This is a genomic window from Brevibacterium renqingii, assembly GCF_017808095.1.
GTDB classification, from domain to species: domain Bacteria; phylum Actinomycetota; class Actinomycetes; order Actinomycetales; family Brevibacteriaceae; genus Brevibacterium; species Brevibacterium renqingii.
Genome location: NZ_JADBHG010000010.1, coordinates 1 through 19,212 on the forward strand (window position 1 = coordinate 1; position 19,212 = coordinate 19,212).

Annotated in this window: 16 protein-coding genes; 9 read left to right on the forward strand and 7 right to left on the reverse strand. The window is 64.1% G+C overall.

Features of this window, described 5'->3' with window-relative positions; translation table 11 throughout:
- Positions 1–429: 429 nt before the first annotated feature.
- On the forward strand, positions 430–1,677 hold the full coding sequence (locus IIE29_RS15225) for a hypothetical protein (protein WP_209326156.1): 1,248 nt from the start codon (positions 430–432) through the stop codon (positions 1,675–1,677).
- Positions 1,678–1,797: 120 nt separating this feature from the next.
- Here IIE29_RS15225 and IIE29_RS15230 read toward each other — a convergent pair whose 3' ends face one another.
- Both IIE29_RS15230 and IIE29_RS15235 read right to left on the reverse strand, forming a co-directional pair.
- Positions 1,798–2,565: a YceI family protein gene (locus IIE29_RS15230; RefSeq protein ID WP_209326157.1), complete on the reverse strand. Its 768-nt coding sequence runs from the start codon at positions 2,563–2,565 to the stop codon at positions 1,798–1,800.
- A 124-nt stretch (positions 2,566–2,689) separates the two neighbouring features.
- Positions 2,690–3,895 carry a YbfB/YjiJ family MFS transporter gene (locus tag IIE29_RS15235; RefSeq protein ID WP_209326158.1) on the reverse strand — a complete coding sequence of 402 codons (1,206 nt, stop codon included), beginning with the start codon at positions 3,893–3,895 and terminating at the stop codon, positions 2,690–2,692.
- Between the two features lie 175 nt (positions 3,896–4,070).
- On the opposite strand from IIE29_RS15235, the gene IIE29_RS15240 reads away from it, so the two are divergent.
- The 3 genes from IIE29_RS15240 to IIE29_RS15250 all read left to right on the forward strand — a co-directional run bounded on the left by IIE29_RS15240 (position 4,071) and on the right by IIE29_RS15250 (position 7,739).
- Positions 4,071–5,690 (forward strand): hypothetical protein, encoded by a 1,620-nt coding sequence (locus IIE29_RS15240; RefSeq protein ID WP_343071927.1) that lies wholly within the window; start codon positions 4,071–4,073, stop codon positions 5,688–5,690.
- Between the two features lie 125 nt (positions 5,691–5,815).
- The gene (locus IIE29_RS15245) at positions 5,816–6,898 is read left to right on the forward strand and encodes a type IV toxin-antitoxin system AbiEi family antitoxin (RefSeq protein ID WP_209326159.1); all 1,083 of its coding nucleotides are present in this window, start codon (positions 5,816–5,818) and stop codon (positions 6,896–6,898) included.
- 40 nt (positions 6,899–6,938) lie between these two features.
- Positions 6,939–7,739, forward strand: coding sequence for a hypothetical protein (locus tag IIE29_RS15250; RefSeq protein WP_209326160.1), 801 nt, complete (start codon positions 6,939–6,941; stop codon positions 7,737–7,739).
- Between the two features lie 355 nt (positions 7,740–8,094).
- Here the strand turns inward: IIE29_RS15250 and IIE29_RS15255 are convergent, their stop codons facing one another.
- The 4 genes from IIE29_RS15255 to IIE29_RS15270 form a co-directional block, all read right to left on the reverse strand.
- Positions 8,095–9,486 (reverse strand): cation:dicarboxylate symporter family transporter, encoded by a 1,392-nt coding sequence (locus tag IIE29_RS15255; RefSeq protein WP_246475988.1) that lies wholly within the window; start codon positions 9,484–9,486, stop codon positions 8,095–8,097.
- 139 nt (positions 9,487–9,625) lie between these two features.
- Positions 9,626–9,898 (reverse strand): GNAT family protein, encoded by a 273-nt coding sequence (locus IIE29_RS15260; protein WP_209326161.1) that lies wholly within the window; start codon positions 9,896–9,898, stop codon positions 9,626–9,628.
- A gap of 93 nt (positions 9,899–9,991) precedes the next feature.
- A complete protein-coding gene (locus IIE29_RS15265) occupies positions 9,992–11,362 on the reverse strand; it encodes an alpha,alpha-trehalose-phosphate synthase (UDP-forming) (protein ID WP_209326162.1) in 1,371 nt (456 codons plus the stop codon).
- Between the two features lie 109 nt (positions 11,363–11,471).
- A complete protein-coding gene (locus IIE29_RS15270; protein WP_209326163.1) occupies positions 11,472–11,687 on the reverse strand; it encodes a CsbD family protein in 216 nt (71 codons plus the stop codon).
- Positions 11,688–12,116: 429 nt separating this feature from the next.
- Between IIE29_RS15270 and IIE29_RS15275 the strand changes: the two genes are divergently transcribed.
- The 4 genes from IIE29_RS15275 to IIE29_RS15290 all read left to right on the forward strand — a co-directional run bounded on the left by IIE29_RS15275 (position 12,117) and on the right by IIE29_RS15290 (position 15,713).
- On the forward strand, positions 12,117–12,773 hold the full coding sequence (locus tag IIE29_RS15275; protein ID WP_209326164.1) for a TetR/AcrR family transcriptional regulator: 657 nt from the start codon (positions 12,117–12,119) through the stop codon (positions 12,771–12,773).
- An 82-nt stretch (positions 12,774–12,855) separates the two neighbouring features.
- Entirely contained in the window at positions 12,856–13,263 is a 408-nt protein-coding gene (locus IIE29_RS15280) for a hypothetical protein (protein ID WP_209326165.1), read from the forward strand.
- A 28-nt stretch (positions 13,264–13,291) separates the two neighbouring features.
- The gene (locus IIE29_RS15285) at positions 13,292–15,022 is read left to right on the forward strand and encodes an ATP-binding protein (RefSeq protein WP_343071929.1); all 1,731 of its coding nucleotides are present in this window, start codon (positions 13,292–13,294) and stop codon (positions 15,020–15,022) included.
- Positions 15,012–15,713 (forward strand): response regulator, encoded by a 702-nt coding sequence (locus IIE29_RS15290; protein WP_209326166.1) that lies wholly within the window; start codon positions 15,012–15,014, stop codon positions 15,711–15,713. The genes IIE29_RS15285 and IIE29_RS15290 overlap by 11 nt, the downstream gene beginning before the upstream one ends.
- A gap of 80 nt (positions 15,714–15,793) precedes the next feature.
- Here IIE29_RS15290 and IIE29_RS15295 read toward each other — a convergent pair whose 3' ends face one another.
- Positions 15,794–16,705, reverse strand: coding sequence for an Ltp family lipoprotein (locus IIE29_RS15295; protein WP_246475989.1), 912 nt, complete (start codon positions 16,703–16,705; stop codon positions 15,794–15,796).
- 195 nt (positions 16,706–16,900) lie between these two features.
- Here IIE29_RS15295 and IIE29_RS17180 point away from each other — a divergent pair, with 195 nt between their 5' ends.
- Entirely contained in the window at positions 16,901–19,183 is a 2,283-nt protein-coding gene (locus IIE29_RS17180) for a LuxR C-terminal-related transcriptional regulator (RefSeq protein WP_209326167.1), read from the forward strand.
- Positions 19,184–19,212 lie beyond the last annotated feature (29 nt).

Here is a 19,212-nt window from a genome sequence, read left to right on the forward strand (position 1 = left end):
GATTCGTCCGTGGTCTTACCGGGCTTGTTGCCGGCGTCGATTTCGGCTTGGCGAATCCATTTCGCGATGGTGCCTTCGTGGATGCCGAAGTCCTTGGCGATCTGGGCGATCGTGGTGTCCTTGTCCCGGCCAGTGCGACGCGGACTACGTCATCGCGGAACTCTTTCGGGTAGGGCTGTGGCATGGTGTCTATCCTTCCAGACTTGCTTGAGAACAAGCCAGATCAGATGTCACCAAACCCTGCATCAGTCCCGGCGCCGTGAGAACCGAGTGCCACGGTTCTAGTGTTCCAAAACATGGGTTCCCGCCTTACCTGACTTCTCCCCCCAGTAGTAGAAGCCATATCTGGCTAGAGCCACAACCCCAACGAATACCCGTCATGCACGCTCGTTGGAGGCTGTGTCCGCAGCGCACGATACGCTCTTCCACATGAACGCTATGAATATGCCGCAGGAGCCTTATGCGTCGGCTCGCGATCTCCCATCATTCCGGGAGATGGAGCAGAACATTGAAGGGATGCAACTGCTTCTCTCCTTCGCTCCGGCCTCCGAGCGAGTTCAGCTCAAGAGCGACTTGCGAGAGCTCAGTGCGCAGAGCAAACACCTTGTGTCTCTAGTTGATGCGTTCTACGATAAACTTGGAAATCGGAATTGGATATTTTCAACTGATCTCAGCCTAAAGGTCGTTGAAACGATCGTTGCAATTGATGACCCGCTCGAGGCAGAAAAAGCGCTTATTGAATATTATCGGTCAAACGACGGCGTACATTTCGCCATAAAGCGTTTGGCCCGGCTCGAGGCAATGAGGCCACGCTTGCCGCTGCTCCGGGCGGCACTCGAGGATTACAAGCACGCACGAAACTACAGCGTCGTGTTGGTGCTTATCGCCGTAATGGACGGCTTCGTGAACGACTTCGACAAGCAATCCCGCAAGGGGCTGCACGCGAGAGAGGCAGCGGAGATGTTCGCTTGGGACAACATTGTCGGACACCACATGGGCCTGACCAACGCGCACAAGGCGTTTACTAAAACGTTCAAGAAGACGGTAACTGAAGAAGTGTACGATCTGCATCGGCACGGCATAGTGCACGGCATGATCACGAACTTCGACAACTATTTCGTTTCTACGAAAGCGTGGAATCATCTGTTCGCAATTGGCGACTGGGCAGATGCGCAATTGATGAAAACCGAGAAGTCAGGTGCGCCGCCCGAGCCCTCACTAGATGAAGTTGTACAGCAATACCGGCAGCTTCAGGACGACAAAGCAAGACGCGACCGGTTCCAGCCTTACGATTGCATTCCGGGCAATGTCGATTGCGATGCTCTTCGAGCGGCGGACGATTTCTTCGCCCGATGGAGCAAGAGACAATGGGGCCCGCTCGGAGCGCACTTCATGCAATGCGCCAATAACCATTCATCCGCTGGACAACTTGCTCGAGAAGCCAGAGAACTTTACGAAGACTATTCACTCAATAAATCATCCATCCAGAGGATCGAGCACTGCGGTTCGATGGTAGCGCACGTACATGCGTCACTATCCGTGAATGGCCAGACTCATACTGTCGAAATGCGCTGGGTGCATGTGGATGACGAATTCAACATGGTTGACGAATGGGAGCAGGGCCACTGGGTGTTAGTACCGTACGGGCCTTTAACGTTCATCAAGAATGAAGTCTAAAACGCGCGGGGTCATTTGATGACGACCTTCTTTCCCGCTTGAGCCGTCAGTTTTCAGATCGAATGTGCTGGAACATGCCGTCGTCCCATTCCGGAGCCCAGGAGATGGCTGTCAGATCTGCTACCGGAGGCCGAAGAGTTTGCCGAGCGGCTTCTCGGACGGCTGGGCCTGGGAGGGCTGCTCAACCGGCTTGTCGACGGGTTTGACCGGCGGCGGGGGAGGCAGCTCCTCGTCGGCGGTCTCAGGCGCGGCGGTGGGAGCCGCCTCGGTGGCGGGGGCCGGCGGGAAGGTGGAGGTCTCTTCCTGATCGGCGGCCTCGGGAGAATCTGTGGGGGCCTCCTCGTCGACCTTCTTGATGAGGGAGAGTTCGAACTCCAAGCTGATCTTGTCGCTGACGAGCACGCCGCCGGAGTCGAGCTTCGTATTCCAGGTCACGCCCCAGTCCTTGCGGTCGATGCGCCGGGAGCCCTCGAGGCCGGCGCGGAGGTTTCCGAAGGGATCGGTATCGATGCCGATGAGCTCGAGCGGGACCGAGACGGTCTTCGTCATATCGCGGATCGTCAGCTCACCGGTGACGATGAAGGAGCCTTCGTCCACCTCGTCGATGGCGGAGGAGACGAACCGCATTTCCGGGTAGGTCTCGACGTCGAAGAAGTCCGCCGAACGCAGGTGGTTGTCGCGGTCCTCACTGCGGGTGTCGACGCTCGCGGTCTCGATGACGACCGTGGCGGTCGACTGCGAGAGGTCCTCGGCGATGTCGGCCGATCCGGACACCGTGTTGAAAGCTCCGCGCACCCGCGAGACCATCGCGTGGCGAGTGGAGAATCCCAGTCGAGAGTGGGTGGGGTCGATGTCCCAATGGCCGGTGATCCCAGGCGCTTCTGTCATGGGGTCGCTCCTTCGGTTCCGCCGCGCTCCCCGGAAGAAGCGCCCTAACATGTGTGATCGTTGAAATGGCAATCGCCTTCGTAGTCTGACACGCGAGGTCGGGTGTGTGCCACCTCGGTGCGCGTCAGCGGTCAACGTTGCCGGTGAGAACGCCGACCAGAGTCAGGGCCATGGCGATGGCCAGAGCGACCGCTGAAGCGATGAAGGCCGCGGCGATGTGCTCACTCAGGGCCGCTGCGACGAGGGCAGGACCGACGATCTGGCCGATGCTGTACCAAGACGTCAGCTTCGCCGAAGCGTTCGTGACGCCCATCTGCGTGCCGACGCCGATCGTCATCATGACGACTCCGATGAACGTGAATCCGAAGAGGGCCGCAGCAATGAATAGGACGATCGGGGTCGAGCCGAAGACGGCGAGCAGAGCGCCGAACACCTGAAGGCAATAGCAGAGAGTCAGGGACTTGACCGTGCCGATGCGGGCAGCGACTGCCGACCAGGTCAGGGGAGAAGCCGCTGTGGCGATCCCAGCGATAAGCCATGTCGAGGCGGCGGCAGTCTCGCCGAAGACGGGCCCGGCGAGGACCACGAGATAGGTGCCGATGATGATGTAGCCGCCGCCTTGGAAGAAGTAGCCGGTGGAGAGGATGGCCATGGCTCGGCGGCGGTTGGCGTCGAAGGGGGAATCCGCCTCGGCGAGGGCGGTGGTGGGTTCGGTTGCTGCGCCGGTGTCGGGATCGGGGACCGACGGCTTTGCGGCAGGGGAGGCGGGGACACGGGTCGGGATCGGCCAGGTCCACGCGATGATCGAGAAGACTGCGGACACGGCCGCGCAGATGAGCCACAGCTGACGCCAGTCGGCGAAGCCGCCGGCGGCGAGCACGATGGCGCCGGAGACGAGAATGCCGAAGCCCACCCCGCCGTAGGAGATGCCGCCGTCGCGGGGCTTCCGGGAGTTGGCGGGAATGCGTTGGGTCACGCACACGAAGATCAGCCCCGAGGCGATTCCCGCGATCGTGCGGATGCTGCCCTGCCACAGCAGGTTCGGTATGAGGGCGACCGCAGCCAACCCCACGGTGGAGATGATGAGACTGAGGCGGTAGACGAACCGGTTGGGTTCGATCCAGCCTCGGGCGATGACGAGAGTGCCGATGAAGTAGCCGACGTAGTTCAACGTGGCGATCCACGCCCCCGGGGCCGAACTCCAGTGCAGTGCCGCGACCATGAGCGGCAGCGCCGGGGTGTAGAAGAACCGGCCCATGCCCATCGCCACCGACAGGCCCAACGCTCCGCGGACGGGAGTGAGGGAGGAACTGCCGGAGCTTTCGGGCACAATCGTTCCTCTCATCGGGTGGCGTGATCTCCACCCCTACGATGCCATGCCTGCGGGCCGGCCGCCTCGGCGGGAGGAGATGCGGACACGGGTCTCCATCTTGGTGGGGCGGACGGCGTCTCAATTGCGACTGTGGAAGTTGTTGATTCCGGGGGAAGAGGGCAAAGTTATTGCAGTGAACATCAGAAGGAGTGTCCAGGGCGGCGTCGTGGCGCTCGCTCTCGTTTTGTCGGGATGCTCGTGGTTCGATTCAGATGATTCATCGCCCTCTCCAGATCCGAGTCCCACGCCGACTGAATTCGAACAGGCGATTGTCGACACTGCCTCGGGCGAATCTGCAACTGTCACCGCGACGGCTGACCGGACCGGCCCCGGGTTCACAGCCGACAACATCGGGGTCTCCTTCGAAGCCACCGACCTTGCCGATCCCCGGCTCGATCCGTCGAAATCCAACCTCGATGAGCAGCTGAAGGCGCTCGGGTCTCCGGCGCTGCGGTTCGCCGGCAATGCCCTCGACCGGAGGACGTTCTGGACGTCCAAGGGAGAGAAGCCGAAGCACGGCGAAAAGGTCACCATCACTCCTGATGACTTCAAGAGGCTGAAGAAGCTCGTTGACGCTACCGGTTCTACGGTGACCATCGGCGTTCCCCTGGGCACCTTTGATCCGGCACGCGGAGCAGACATGGCCGCGTACGCGATCGACATCCTCGGCGATTCCCTTGTCGGTCTTGGGGTCGGAAACGAACCGAACGGGTATACCGTCGACGATGTTCCCGGTGGCGCTGTGCGTGGTGATAGTTGGAACGAGGACAAATACGTTAAGCAGCTCGAATCGTACGCCAAAGCGATTCATGCGAAACGTCCCGAAGCGCCGATCATCGGCCCCGACGTCTATGACGGAGCATGGATGACGGCCTTCGCAGACTCTGGTGTGAAGAACAAAGCCGCGATCGCGCAGCATTGGTATCAGCTCTACGACTGTGACGCCACCCAGGTGCCCGGTCGCGGCCCGCAGGCGGCGAACCTCATTGACCCGCTGGCGAAGCAGGCGGCGAAGAAGAACCTCGGCATCGGCAAGGACAAAGCTGACGCCGCAGGCCTGCCGCTGTGGCTAGAGGAGACCGGGCCGACGAGCTGCTCCGGCACGAACGACACTTCACTGACGAACGCTTCGGCGCTGTGGGCGGCCGACTACACAATGTACGCGGCCACCCTGGGTGTCGAACGCATGGCCATGCACTCGATGCTCGGAGCCTGCAACGGGGGAGCCCCAATGTCGCTCATCTGCGATCCGGCCGACCACGGGCAGCAGTCGAATGGGTTCCAGGTGCGTCCGAATATGCTCGGGCTGCGGCTGCTCGTGCCCAGCCTCGGCGGGCAGTTCACGCGGACGTCAGTCTCTGGGGGTGGGAACATGAGCGCCTACACCGTGGTCAAGAACGACGGCCGCACCCTGGTGACGACGGTGATCAACGCGAACGACGCCGCCTCGGTGGGTGGGAATCCGGTGACGCTGTCGATGCCTTCGGGGTTCGCTGTCGATTCGGCCTCGCAGGTTTATGGAGCCTCGAACGACGTGAAGAGCGCGACGCAGGTCGTCCCCAGGAACCCGCTGCCTGCCGATGTTCCGTTCAGTGGGGAGGAAGCGTCTGGGGCTTCGGAGCCGGCTGGGGTTTCGGGTTCGACGAGTGCGTCTGCTGCGAGTACCGAGGCGGGGGACGGATCGCTGCGGATCGACCTCGCCGGGAGCTCGGTGACGGTGTTCGTGATGAGTAAGAGAAGTGAGCGTCACTAGATATTGAGGGGCACGCGGGTGGATGGCGCTGCGATGAGGAAGGTGTCGCCGACGGCGTTGTTGTCGTTTGCGATGCGCACACAGCGTATGTTCAAAAATACGCTATGTTCAAGTATTCTGAACATGTGAATGATTTGAACGTTGGCCGCGGCTTTGGGGGCATGAGTGGTGAAGCCTTTGCCGAAAACGAACTAGTTGAGCGCATAGTTGAGCGCATCTTGGCGTTGCACCCGGACATCGTGGCGACCACGAACGTCGTGGGGGACGCTTTCGAGGCCGATGTGAAACTCACGGTCCCGACTCGGGAAGGGCCACGCGACGTTGTGGTGGACATTTCATGGGGCACGCAGGGTGGGCTGGCTCGCAAATACTGGCGCATGAGGAGCCGAGTGCGCGGACCTGTGATGTTGGGTCTCCCATACGTGAACACATCGACAGCGAGACGCCTGCGTGCCGAAGGGATCCCGTTTATCGACGCGAGCGGTAATGCCTGGATCGACCTGCCCGGGTTCTACGTCGAGGTCGAGGGACGAAGATCGGTGATGGAGACGCCGGACCGACGCCGCGCCGGGATCGGCGAGCTTTCGGCTGCAGCATTGCGGGTCGCGTTCGTCGTCCTCATCGATCCGAGCCTTCTCCATCAACCAGTCCGGACGATTGCGCAAGCGGCTCGGGTGTCGACCGGCAGCGCACAGACCGCCCTTGCGTCAATGGCAGACGACGGGCTGATAGTCCGCGGACAGGCCGGGCGGTTGAAGGATCCGGAGGTCCTTGCCCGTACGTGGCTTTCTGGGTACTGGTCCCGACTTCTGCCCAAGCTCGAGGAGGAAACAGTGTTCGGACCCGAACCGGCATGGTGGACCGAAGGGGACGACGACCCGACTGCGATCATGGGCCGAGTCAGCGGAGATGCGGCACTCGCTGCGCTGACCGACCGAATCGTACCCGCGACGACGATCGTGTACGGCGAGCCGTCGTGGCAGTCTGTGCGCCGACGAGCCCGACTGAGTGCGGCGGGGACGGGCAGCCGGGTCATCCTCCGGGAGCGATTCTGGGAACCTGAGGTGCTCGCGGAAGCACTCGGGGAATCTGCGACGGTTCCACCGCTGCTCGTCTATGCCGATTGCAGAGTGAGCGATGATCCTCGAGTCCGGGAGATCGCTGAGGAGCTCGACTACCTGCCTGTCGCACAAGGGGCACAGCGGTGACTAGGGGATTGCCCTGTGGCGACGCATCCGGAGGTGCCCGGTGACACACGACATGTCCGAGTTTCCACTGACCAACCGCGAGTGGAACGTCATGGACTTCGCTGTAAAGCGTTTTCCTGGCGCATTCCTCCTCGGCTCTTATGCGCGAGACCTTCACGCGCACGGTTTGGCGCGTCTGCGACGGGGGCGGCGAACGGTCGACGCCGATTTCGCTGTAGAAGTAGCGACTGAACACAACTTCTCTGAGCTCGTCGAGGGGCTCACGCCGTTGAGCGGCACCGGCCTGTGCTTCACAGTCGACGGCTTCCGGCTTGACCTCATCCCGTTCGGCGGAGTTGAGTCCGGGGGAATCATCGAGCCGCAAAAAGGTGTCACGCTCGACGTCACGGGAATGAGCGAGGCCCATGAACACACTGTGAGGTTCGCTCTGCGGGATGGGCTCGTCGTACGGTGCCCCGACCTCACTGCGCTCATCGTGCTCAAGGTCATTGCCTGGGACTATCGACAGACCAGCACCACCAAAGACGGGGAGGATCTCGATCTGCTCCTCCAAGCGACCTACTCGGGAGAATATGCCGGGGAAGTCTGGGATGACGAAGAATCAGGGGATCTGCTCGGGTGGCGCCCGGAACTCGTCGGGCCGTTCCGCGTCGGCAGACGCGTTCCTGAGCGGTATGCGCCGGACGTCGTCGCCCGCGTTCGGGAAGTGGTAGACGGAGACTCTGCGGACGATATTGTCGCCAGCCTGCAGATCCAGCCTCATTTCGAGGAGCTCGCGTGTGAACGGATTCGTGCATTCGCCTCGGGGATCGATCACGCACTCGGAGGTCAAGACAGCTAACGAACCCAGCTCGAGACGCGTCCACCCAAAATCAAGGATCCGGGTTGTGCCTGCGAACCCGTTGCCACAATCTGTTCCGTTCAGTGGGGAACAGCCGACGGACTCGGCGAGTGCGTCGGCTGCGAGTACCGAGGCGGGGGAGGGGAAGCTGAGGATCGACCTCGCCGGGAGCTCGGTGACGGTGTTCGTTATGTCCAAGGGGTGAGGCTCGTGCGGGGTGTCTTCGTTCCCCGCGCTGCGCATGATAAGAGGACCGCACGACCATCTCGGCACTGACGAACCACCACGGTCGCCAGCGTCCTCACGATGAGGACATCGGCACCCGTGGTGGTTGTGATGCGGGAACGATCGGAGGTCAGCTCGCGGCGGCGATCTTCTCCTTCTCGCTCACTTCGGGAACAGTCGCCTCGACGTCTTCGGCCACCTCGCTGTCGGAAGGCGCACCATGCGCATCCGGCTCGAGCGAGAGCTCGTCGAACGGACTCTGGCCGGCCAGCGTCGCGCGCGCCTGGTCGAGGTCGATCTCTCCGGTCCACTTGCCGATGAGCAGGGTGGCCACTGCATTGCCGGTGAAGTTCGTCAGCGCACGGCACTCGGACATGAACTTGTCGATGCCGACGATGACGCCCATACCGTCGAGCAGCTCGGGGCGGTGTGACTGCAGACCGGCGGCCAACGTGGCCAGGCCCGCACCGGTGACACCAGCGGCGCCCTTGGAAGCGATGATCATGAACACCAGCAGCGAGATCTGCTCGGGGATCGACATCGGCATGCCCATAGCCGAGGACACGAACAGCGAGGCCATGGTCAGGTAGATGGCGGTGCCGTCGAGGTTGAACGAGTAGCCGGTGGGCACGGTGATGCCGACGACCGGCTTCGAGACTCCGGCATGCTCCATCTTCGCGATCAGGCGCGGCAGGGCCGACTCCGAGGACGAGGTGGAGAAGATGAGCAGGAACTCACGGGCCAGGTACTTCAGCAGCAGGAAGATGTTGAGGCCCGTGACGACCTTGAGCAGCCCGCCGAGGACGATGACGATGAACAGGGCGCAGGTGAGGTAGAAGGCTCCCATGAGGGTGGCCATCGCACCGATCGCGGCCCAACCGGTGGCACCGACGACCGCGGCGATGGCACCGAAGGCACCGACGGGGGCGGCCCACATGATCATCATCATGAGTTTGAAGACGACCGCCTGGATGTGTTTGATGCCGTTCAGCACCGGTTCGCCGGCCTTGCCCATCGACTGGAGTGCGAACCCGACGAGGAGGGCGAGCACGAGGGTCGGCAGGACCGGGATGTCGCCGGGGATGAGGCTCATGAGGAACTCGACGGTGGCATTGTCGCCGCCGCCGGCGGACTCCTCATAGGGGGTGATGTGCAGGCCGGAGCCGGGGTGGATGAGGTTGCCGACGACGAGGCCGATGACCAGGGCGAAGGTCGCCATGACGAGGAAGTAGATGAGCGCGAGACCCCCGACCTTGCCGACGGTGGCCGCCCTCGCCACGGACCCGACGCCGAGGACGATGGTGCAGAAGATGACCGGGGCGATGATCATCTTGATGAGCGCGACGAATGCCGTGCCCAGAGGTTTGAGGGCGATGCCGGCTTCGGGGGCGATGAGGCCGATGGCGGCACCGGCGATGACCGCGACGATGACCATGATGTAGAGCCAGTGCGTACGATCCTTCTTCCGCGGCGGCGTGCTTACCGCGGGTGTTGCTTCTTCGTTGTGTGGCGACGTTGCCATCGTTCCTCCATGCGATGCTCTGTCCGCAACCGACGCCCTGCGGTGGGCGCCGATCGCGCGCGGCGCTGGGCCGCGGGGGTGATTTACCCGACAAGATTGGCAGGAACTGTGACCGGTGTCTCGGTTGCGTTCATAGTGTTCACGACATGGCCGTGTCCGCCTCTTCGAGGGCCTTGCGCGCGATGGGGCAGGTGATGGTGAGCTTCAGTCGGCGGCTGCGCACATCGTCGAGTGCCCGGCGCATGAGCTCCCTGCGGTGGTCGTCCGCCGCGGACGCTTCGATGGCTTCGCAGTAGATGAACATGACTTCGTTGTCATCGGGTTCGAGCTTGTAGTGCAGCGCGGCGACGAGCTTGCCGGGCAGGTAGAGATCGTATTTCGAGGACATCTGGTTGTTGAGCATCGTGTACACAGTCGTCTCCTTGGGTAGGGGTGGTTTTGGGTGCTGGGTGGTCGGGAGGGTGATGAGAGTTCAGGGCGGCGCGGTGCCGTCGGTCGGCCGGTGTCAGGTCGGTGCGGGTGCTGCTTCGCGCAGGTCGTGGAGGAAGGCTCTGGCCCAGTGGTGGACGTCGAAGGCGGCGACGGTGTCGGCCATCGCATCCATACGTGTCCGGGCATCCTCTTCGTCGAGTGAGGCGGCGTGATGGATCGCCTTCTTCAAGCCGACTCTGTCGTGCGGGTTGACGATGACGGCCTGGTCGAGCTCGTCGGCGGCCCCGGCGAACTCCGAGAGCACGAGCGCGCCTCCTCTGCCGCGGCGAGCGGTGACGAATTCCTTGGCCACGAGGTTCATGCCGTCCCGCAGCGAGGTGACGAGCAGGATGTCGGCAGCCAGATACAGGGCCACGGCCGCCTCCGTCGAATACGAGTGGTGGGAGTAGTGGATGACATGACGCCCGAGGCTGGAGAACCGGCCGTTGATGCGCCCGACCGTGTGCTCGACCTCGTCGCGCAGCTCCCGGTAGGCGCGGACGCCTTCGCGTGAGGGGACGGCGATCTGTGCGAGGCAGGTCCTCTCCGCATCGAGCCGGCCGTCATCGAGCAGCTCCTCGAAGGCCCACAGTCGGTGCAGGATGCCCTTCGAATAGTCGAGCCGGTCGGCGCCGATGATGAGCGTGTCCGGATCGCCCAGGTCGCGACGGAAGCATCGCGCCATCTCCTGCACGGTCGGGGACTCGGCCGCTGCCCGGATCTCCTCGACATCGATCGAGATCGGGTAGGTGCCGACCCGGCAGTTGAGCTCCTCGGGGTCCCTGCCCAGCAGCTTCTGCGCGGCATGGCGGAAGTTCACGGCATCGGCCTCACGCTGGAAGCCGATGACATCAGCGCCGAGGAGGCCGCGGAGGATCTCGTCGCGCCAGGGCAGCTGGGCGATCTGCTCGAGAGGAGGGAAGGGAATGTGTTCGAAGAATCCGATCCGGACGTCCGGGCGCTGAGCGCGGATCATCTCGGGCACGAGTTCGAGATGATAGTCGTGGACCCAGATCGTCGCACCGGGGGCGGCGGCATCGACAGCCGCCTGAGCGAATCTCGCGTTGACGCTGCGGTAGGCGCGCCACCACGAGCGGTGATACTGCGGAGCGACGATGAGGCCATGGTGCAGCGGCCACAGCGTGGCATTGCAGAAGCCTTCGTAGTAGCTCCGATGCTCCTCGGCGCTGAGGGAGACGGGCACGAGGCTCATCCCATCGAAGTCGAACGGTGCGAAGTCGTCGTCATAGGTTCCGGCCCAGCCGACCCAGGCGCCGCTATGCTCGCGCACGACGGGGGCCACGGCCGAGACCAGCCCACCGGGGGAGGCCTCCCAGACCCCATCGCTGCGGTCCACCGGGAGGCGGTTGGCCACCGCGACGAAAGCATGGCGCTCAGTTCCCATCATCTCTCTTCTTCTCTCGTCGGCTCACAGGCCAGGCGCGTTCGTATGGGATCTGAAAGCATGGCCGAAGGGCGGAGACGGATGGTGCCCCGCCCTTCAACCGCGTCCCTCAGTCCTCGGATGAGTCCTTCGGACCCTTGAGCGAGTCCTTGACGCCCTTCAGCGAGTCTTTGACGTCGTCGCCGAACTGCTTGCTCTTGCCCTTGGCGGCATCGGTCTTGCCTTCGGCTTCGAGGCCCTTGTCATCGGTGGCTTTGCCGGCAGCGGCCTTGGCCTTGCCCTTGAGCTCTTCTGCCTTGTCAGAGGCCTTATTGTGAGAATCCATGTTGGTTCCTTTCGCAATCGCACTTATTCAGGTTTCGCGGAGACGCTTGAAGCGGCTCCCGATCCGCAGATCAATCGGCAGTGAATCTCAATGTCTCTCCTTATCTGCAGCCAGAATGGGTAGACTTCTGAATTCATTGTTCGTCATTGGCGTTTACGTTGTAAGCAACTTAGCAGATGGCTCTGAACAGGCGCAATGACGTATGGGTCAGAAATTCGGCCCATGGCCCGCACTGTCCCATTGTTACCGTGGAGTTCGCTGAGGGGTCGCTCCGTGCACTGTAAGGGGAGTGGTAGCTTAGGACACCATGAGATGTTTACGGTGTAATCGTCCTTCAAGAACTCCTCTCAGCTCGTTGACCCGACCAAGTAGACTGGCGGGATGTGCCGCGCATATTGCGACATGTTCGACGAGGGAAAGAAGGTGCACGTGGTTCAGCAGCGACTCGACCGAGCTCAGATCGTCGAAGCTGCGATCGCCTTCGTCGACGGCTGCGGTCTCGACGAGCTCACTATGCGCCGGCTCGGCACGGCGCTGGAAGTAGAGGCGATGGCTCTGTACCGTCACATCTCCGGGCGGGCGGATCTCCTCGAAGCTATGGTCGACGAACTCATTGACGGGCTCTTCGATGACGAGCTCATGACAGAGGACTCGCGCTCATGGGAGGAATACTTGCAGCGGGTCGCCAACGCGACTCGCAAGCTGGCCGTCGCCCATCCTCGGATCTTCCCACTCATCGCCACGCAGCCGCCGCAGGCCCCCTGGCTCCGTCCTCCGTTGCGCAGCATTCGTTGGGTCGAGGACTTCCTTTCGTCTTTGCAGGCCTTCGGCTTCTCCGACACGGAGGCCGTGGGCGCCTACAAGGCCTTCACGAGCTTCCTCGTCGGAGCCCTTCTGCTCCAGGCCTCGTCGATGACTCCAGAGGCCTTGGGGGAGGAGGACGGAGCGTCCTCGCAGACGGATCTGTCCGAGTACCCCACGGTCGAGCGCCTGCAGGACCTGCTCATGGAAGACCATGCCCAGCGTGAGTTCGACGACGCCCTCGACGATCTCATCGAGCGCATCCGCACGAGCACGGAGAAATAGTTCGACTCCGGGCTGTGGCGCACCCGCTTCGCTCACGGCTAGTCTTGAGGCCAGCGACAACACCACTAAGAAGGAGCAGGATATGAAACTCAGTACAGCACTTCTGCGCGCAGTTCCCGGCGCTTTCATCCTCAACTCGGGCATCGGCAAGCTCGGTATGGACGAGGAGACCGCCGGAGGCCTCCAGCAGATGGCCGCCAACGGTGTGCCCATGGTCGAGAAGATGTCCTCAGAGCAGTTCGGGAAGTTCCTCAGCTACGGCGAGATCGCCGTCGGCTCGGCCCTGCTGCTGCCCTTCGTTCCCACGCGCATCGCCGGTGCCGCACTGACGACGTTCGCAGCCGGCCTCGTCGCGAACTACTTCTCCATCGACTCGATGACCGAAAAGGACGGCGTCCGCCCGTCCCAGGACGGCATCCCCCTGGCGAAGGACACCTGGCTGGCCGCGATCGGCCTCGCCCTCGTGATCTCCGGCGGCAGCAAGAAGTGACAATGACTCCGGTGTCGGCTGACCTGCCGTGCCGGTAGCACCTGCGATCGGCGATTCGGCGGCCCCACCTCGGCGGGGTCGCCGCTTCCGTCCCGGGGGCGGGCCACTGGCCAGGCGGCTCTTCCTCGTCCAGCTCGTCCTCATCGTCATCGTCTGCACCGCTCTGTCGGTGACCAGCTACGTCACGACGAAGAACAACATCCGCCAGGCCACCGCTGACCGGGTCCTCAGCATCGCCGAGACCATCGCGCACGATCCGTTCGTGACCTCTGCCGTGAGCGGCGACGATCCTTCGGCGAGGCTGCAGCCCTTTGCGCTGACCGTGATCAAGACCGCCGAGGTCGACTTCGTCACGATCATGGACCGCGACGGCACCCGCTACACCCACCCGGACGCCGATCAGCTGGGCAGGCACTACCTCGGAACCATCGACCGAGCACAGGCCGGGCACAGCCGGATCGAGGAGTACGTGGGCACCTTGGGGCCCTCGGTGCGGGCGATCGTGCCGGTCGAGGACGCCGACGGCGAGGTCACCGCGATGGTCGCCGTGGGCGTGACGCTCGAGACCCTGTCCGTGGCGCAGGCGGCCTCCCTGCCGCAGATCATCATCGTTGCACTCGCCGCGATCGCCCTCGGTGGGCTCGGCTCCTGGCTGCTCAGTCGCTACCTGCGCGAAGTGACTCTCGGCTACGGGCCCGAGGAGCTCAAGCGGCTCTTCGCGTTCTACGACTCGGCCTTGCATTCGCTGCGCGAGGGGCTCATCCTCGCCGATGACTCCGGGCGCCTCGTCCTCTACAACGACGAGGCCGCCGCCCTGCTCGGCCTGCCCGAGCCCGATGAGTCCACCCTCATCGCCCTCGCCGAGGTGGCCCTGCCCGAATCCGTCCGTGACCTTCTGTCGTCCGGTCGGGTCGCCGTCGACGAAATCCACCTCACCGAGGACCGCGTGCTCGTCATCAGCCAGAAGAAGGCGAGCCAGCCGCGCAGCGGGCGCGGATCCGGACGTGGATTCGAACGTGGGGGCGGCGGCAGCTCCTCCTCCGGCGGCGAATCCGGGCGCGGGGGCGGCACGGTGGCCACTCTGCGCGACCGCACGGACATCCAGGAGCTCACCGGAGAGCTGGCGACGATGACGACCCTGTCCGAGGCGCTGCGGGCGCAGACGCACGAGCACGCGAACCGTCTGCACACCGTCTCCACGCTCATCGAACTCGGCCGCAGCCAGGAGGCCCTCGACTTCGCGGTCAAGGACAAGCAGGAGGCTCAGAGCCTCACCGACTCCTTCGTCGGCTCCCTCGACGAACCCTTCATCACCGCGCTGATGATCGGCAAGGCCGCGCAGGCTCACGAGCGCGGCATCGAACTCACGGTCACCGCGACCGGCGAACTGCCGCCCGGTGCCCTCGATGCGCGCGATCTCGTCACCGTCGCCGGCAACCTCCTCGACAACGCCATCGACGCGGCAGCCGACTCGGAGGAGAAGCACGTCTGGGCGGACTTCGTCGCCGCCGACGGGGAGCTCATCATCACCATCGCGGATTCCGGGCCCGGGATCGACGAGGATGAGATCGATGCGATCTTCCACCTCGGCGCTTCGAAGAAGTCCGGGACCGTCGGGGTGGGCGGGCACGGTTTCGGGCTCGTGCTCGTCCGGCAGGCGGTCGGCCGCCTCGGCGGGGATCTCGAGGTCGAATCCGATGGTGGGGCGATCTTCACGGTCACACTCCCGCTCGGGGAAGGAGATGCTGATGAGCGATGACGCCGCACTGCGCGTGCTCATCGTTGAGGACGATGCGCTGACGGCGCAGGCGCACGCGGATTTCGTGGCCAGGGTGCCCGGGTTCGACGTGGTCGGAACCTGTCTGAGCGGGCACGAGGCCATCGAGCGCTTCGACGAACTCGACGCGGGCGGCACTCCCGTCGAGCTCGTCCTGCTCGACATGAACCTCACGGACTCGCACGGGCTCGAAGTCGCGCAGCGGCTGAACTCGCGCGGCAAGGACGTCGACATCATCGCGATCACCGCGGTGCGGCATCTGCAGGTGATCCGTTCGGCGATCGCGACGGGCATCACCCAGTACCTCATCAAACCCTTCACCTTCGCCGTGTTCAGGGAGAAACTGGAGAATCAGCGGGAGTTCCGGCGCGGACTCACCGGTTCCGGTTCGCTGGCGACTCAGGCCTCGGTCGACAATGCGCTGTCGGCGCTGCGGTCGGTCTCGGCGACTCGACTGCCCAAGGGGCTGATCGCCGAGACGCTCGAGGCGGTCTCGGCCGAGGTGCGCGAAGCCGCCGTTCCGGTCTCGGCGACCGAGGTCGGGCAGGCGCTCGAACTCTCACGCGTGACCGTGCGCCGCTACCTCGAGCATCTGGTCGCGACGAAGCAGGCGATCAAACAGCCTCGCCACGGAACGCCGGGCCGACCGGAATATGAGTACCGGTGGACGTAAAGCGGGCGAAGGAATCGCTTCCTTCGCCCGCTTATGCAGGTCACGCGTTGTTTCAGCGCGAGACCGGTGTCTGAGCCGTCTCAGTCGTTGAGGTGCTCGATCGCGTAGTCGGCTTCCGAAGAGGTGAACTGTTCGCCGTACTCACTCGTGAGCTGTTCATGGATGGCATTGGGTGACATCGCCATATCGTCCTGGTAGGTCTTCGCCGTTTCCAGCGCGTTCTGGTTCCAGTCCGCCTTGATGTTGTCGATGGCATACTGGGCTGCTTCTTCGGAGAACTGGTCGCCGTATTCGCTCGTCAGCTGTTCGAAGATGCCCTGCTTGCTCATGTGCATCATGTCCGAGTAGGTTTCGGCAGACGTCAGGGCTGAGGTGTACTCGGCGGGAACGCTCGAATCGTCCTCCTCGTCAGCCGGTTCTTCAGCGGGCTCTTCCTCCGCAGGCTCTTCGGCGACCGGTTCTTCGGCCGGTTCCGCGGCGGGTTCTTCTTCCGCCGCGGGCTCCGCCTCGGCGGGCTCGTCAGCAGGCTCCTCCGCCGGTTCGGCCATGGGTGCCTCGTCGGCTGCCTCTTCGGCCTCCGAGACGATCGACGAGTCGTCGGTCTGCGGTGCCGGAGCAGAGACTGCAGCGACTCCGCCGATGATGAGTCCCAGAACGAAGAAGATGCCGGTGACGATCCAGGCGATCTTCTTGTTCTGGTCATAGCCCTGGAGGGGCAGACCGTGCTTGTCCTTCCGCGCACCGGCCAGGGTGAGGATCAGGTCGATCAGGGACCACAGGCCGAAGCCGCCGAGGGTGATGAGCTTGAGGATGCCCGTTCCGATCTTGCCCAGATAGAAGCGATCGGCGCCGAGCCCGCCGAGCAGCCACGCCAGCAGCCACGTAGCGAGGAACGATTTCTGCCCGGCGAGGGGCTGGTACTGCCCATATGCGGGCGGCGCGGGGTTCCACTGGCCTGAGTGGTTCATCGGGGCAGGCGGCTGCTGGGTCATTATCACTTCCGGATTCTCGAAGAGGGGTGTTCCACCATCCAATGATAGGTTAAAAGTTAAACTAAAAACGTCAGATGTTGTCTCGGTTGTGTAACGATCGAACTCTGCCATACTGTGAAACGCACGTCCCCTATCCCCGCAGCTCCCCGGCTGCCACCTCGGCCTGCGCCGAGACGAGAGAGAAGATCCCCAATCGTGAAAGCCAGACCTTCGAACCTTCCCGAGAAACCGGACGAGTCGACTCCTCAGGCCCCGTCATTCGATGCGCAATTCGGACCTCGTGCCGCCTCGGCGGCGGAATTCGCTGCAGCGATCGACCTCGACGAATCCCTGGCCGAGGCCGACCTCGACCAGCTGTTCCGTGCAAGCGGCGGCCGCACGCGCATCGCCGGCGGGCTTGTGCGGGCGCGCGTCGACGCCGGTGTCCCGGCGACCGACACGGATCCGGACCGGACGGTGGCGATGCTCGCCCCCGCGCTGACTCCTACGGTGTCCGGCACCTCGCGCGAGGCCGGGGCGCTCTACCTGCTCGCTCTGTTCGCGTGGACCCCGCAGATCACCTCGAACATGGTCGACCTGGTCCATGCCGCTTTCACCGCCGCCGAGGTGACGACCCCGGCCACGCCCGAGGACCTCACCTCGCTACTGACCGCAGAGGGCCTGCTCACCGCATCCGCCGACACCGATGCGGTGTTCGCGGTTCCGGACCTCATCCGCGCACTCATGCGCCGCGTCACCTCCGTCGACACGAGCCTGGCCGCGAAGAGCCCGCACAATGCTCTCGGGGCGGCCATCTCCAATGCCGTGGGTCGGCAGCGTTCGGACAGTCGGGACGGGCTCGCCGAACTCCTCGACCTCGTCCTCGAGATCAGGGGCTGGCGTGTGCTTGAACGGGCGTGGGCGCGCCGTTCGGTCAACGTCTTCATCGATGCGCCCAGTTCCATCGAGGCCTATCTCAGCGTCCCCGAGGATGTGCTGGCGACGAATCCGATCCTCACCTTGGCCCGCAGCGCGGCCCGCCGGATCGACTCCACGCGAACGCGGCTCGGCACCGATGACGCGGCCGAACTGCTGGCCGCTACCGACTTCGACAGCATCGTCCTGCCCGAACTGCACGGTCGGCTGTTCGCCGAACCCGCACCGGCGCTGACCGCGGACGAGGTGACCGTGCTGACCATGCTCGAAGCGCGCACGCACCGACTGAACCGGGAGAACGAAGCGGCATTGGACGTGATCGAGGTCGGCCGGGCACGGCTGCGCAGCCTCGGCGCGGCGGCACCTGGGCCCACGCTCATGCTGCAGGCCGAGCTCAACCTCGAGCACGGGCGGAACCTGGTCATCGCCGGGCGCTTCCCCGAAGCGATGGGGGTGCTCCAGCGGGTCGTCCAGTTCGCCGAGATCTACGCTCCGAACTCGCCGCACCCGCTGCTCGGCGGGCTGGTGGAGACGGCTCTGGCGGGAATGGGGCACGGGTACGGATCGGACATGGATCGCAGTCTGGAGCGGGCGCGGGACAGTGCCCGGAGGTTCGGAATGGAGGCGCTGCCGGAAGAGCGCACGGCAGTGTGCATCGAGATGATGCGCAGTCTCGACCGGCTCGACCTCGAAGCCGCCGGTCGTTTCCTGGCCGAGCTCGACGCGGCGAGGCCCGCTCAGTTCCTCGGGCCGATTCCCGACATCGCCCGCAGTCTCTACTATGTGTGCCGAGGGCGGGCCTCGATCGCGGCGAAGCTGCTGACGGAGAACTCGCAGCTCGCGTTCACGCCGATGGCGGGTGTCCCGAGCTCGCGGCTGTCAGCCCTCATCAACATCGCCGGTTTCGTTCTCGTGGCGGCCGGGGAGGCGAAGACTCTGCAGGATCTGGGCGATCACATGGGACCGCAGAGCCCCGGTTACTCGATCGTCAAGGCCCGGCAGGCCCTGGCCTTCGGACAGCACGACCGGCTGTGGTCGGAGACCGCGCAGATCCTGAATGGAGATCAGGGGCCCAGGCTCAAGAGCTGCGCCGTGGCTCTGCGTGCCGACATCCTCCATCACGAAGGCCGCGGCGACGAGGCTGTCGAGGCCTTCGCCCATGTGCTCGACTACTGTGCGATCTCCTCGTCGGCGTTCGCCCTCGTCCAGCTGTCGAAGACGGCCAGGGAAGCGCTCATCTCGGCCTCGGCCGAGCACCCCGGTTGGGACGCGCTGGCCAGGTCCTTCAGCGCCGATGAGGTGACGGCGGCGGAGCTGCAGAGACGACTGCTCGAACTTCCCGAGACCTCCCCGGCGCCGCCGACCACCCCGACCGACCTCACCCCGGCCGAGATGTCGCTGCTCTTCGCGATCGACTCCCCGAAGCCCGTGGCGCAGATCGCCAGTGAGTTCGGAGTCGTGTCCGGGACGCTGAAGAACCGCCTGTCCGCGCTCTACCGCAAACTCGGTGTGCGCAGCCGCGCCGGGGCCGTGGCTCACGCCCACCGGATCCGGCAGGGCTGAGCGGTTCCAAGGGGCCGATGTGCCTGACT

Coding starts and splice junctions, on each gene's coding strand:
- IIE29_RS15295 (WP_246475989.1), bottom strand. CDS start 16,705: ATGACCCAGCAGCCGCCTGCCCCGATGAACCACTCAGGCCAGTGGAAC.
- IIE29_RS15280 (WP_209326165.1), top strand. CDS start 12,856: ATGAAACTCAGTACAGCACTTCTGCGCGCAGTTCCCGGCGCTTTCATC.
- IIE29_RS15270 (WP_209326163.1), bottom strand. CDS start 11,687: ATGGATTCTCACAATAAGGCCTCTGACAAGGCAGAAGAGCTCAAGGGC.
- IIE29_RS15225 (WP_209326156.1), top strand. CDS start 430: ATGAACGCTATGAATATGCCGCAGGAGCCTTATGCGTCGGCTCGCGAT.
- IIE29_RS15230 (WP_209326157.1), bottom strand. CDS start 2,565: ATGACAGAAGCGCCTGGGATCACCGGCCATTGGGACATCGACCCCACC.
- IIE29_RS15255 (WP_246475988.1), bottom strand. CDS start 9,486: ATGGCAACGTCGCCACACAACGAAGAAGCAACACCCGCGGTAAGCACG.
- IIE29_RS15290 (WP_209326166.1), top strand. CDS start 15,012: ATGAGCGATGACGCCGCACTGCGCGTGCTCATCGTTGAGGACGATGCG.
- IIE29_RS15265 (WP_209326162.1), bottom strand. CDS start 11,362: ATGGGAACTGAGCGCCATGCTTTCGTCGCGGTGGCCAACCGCCTCCCG.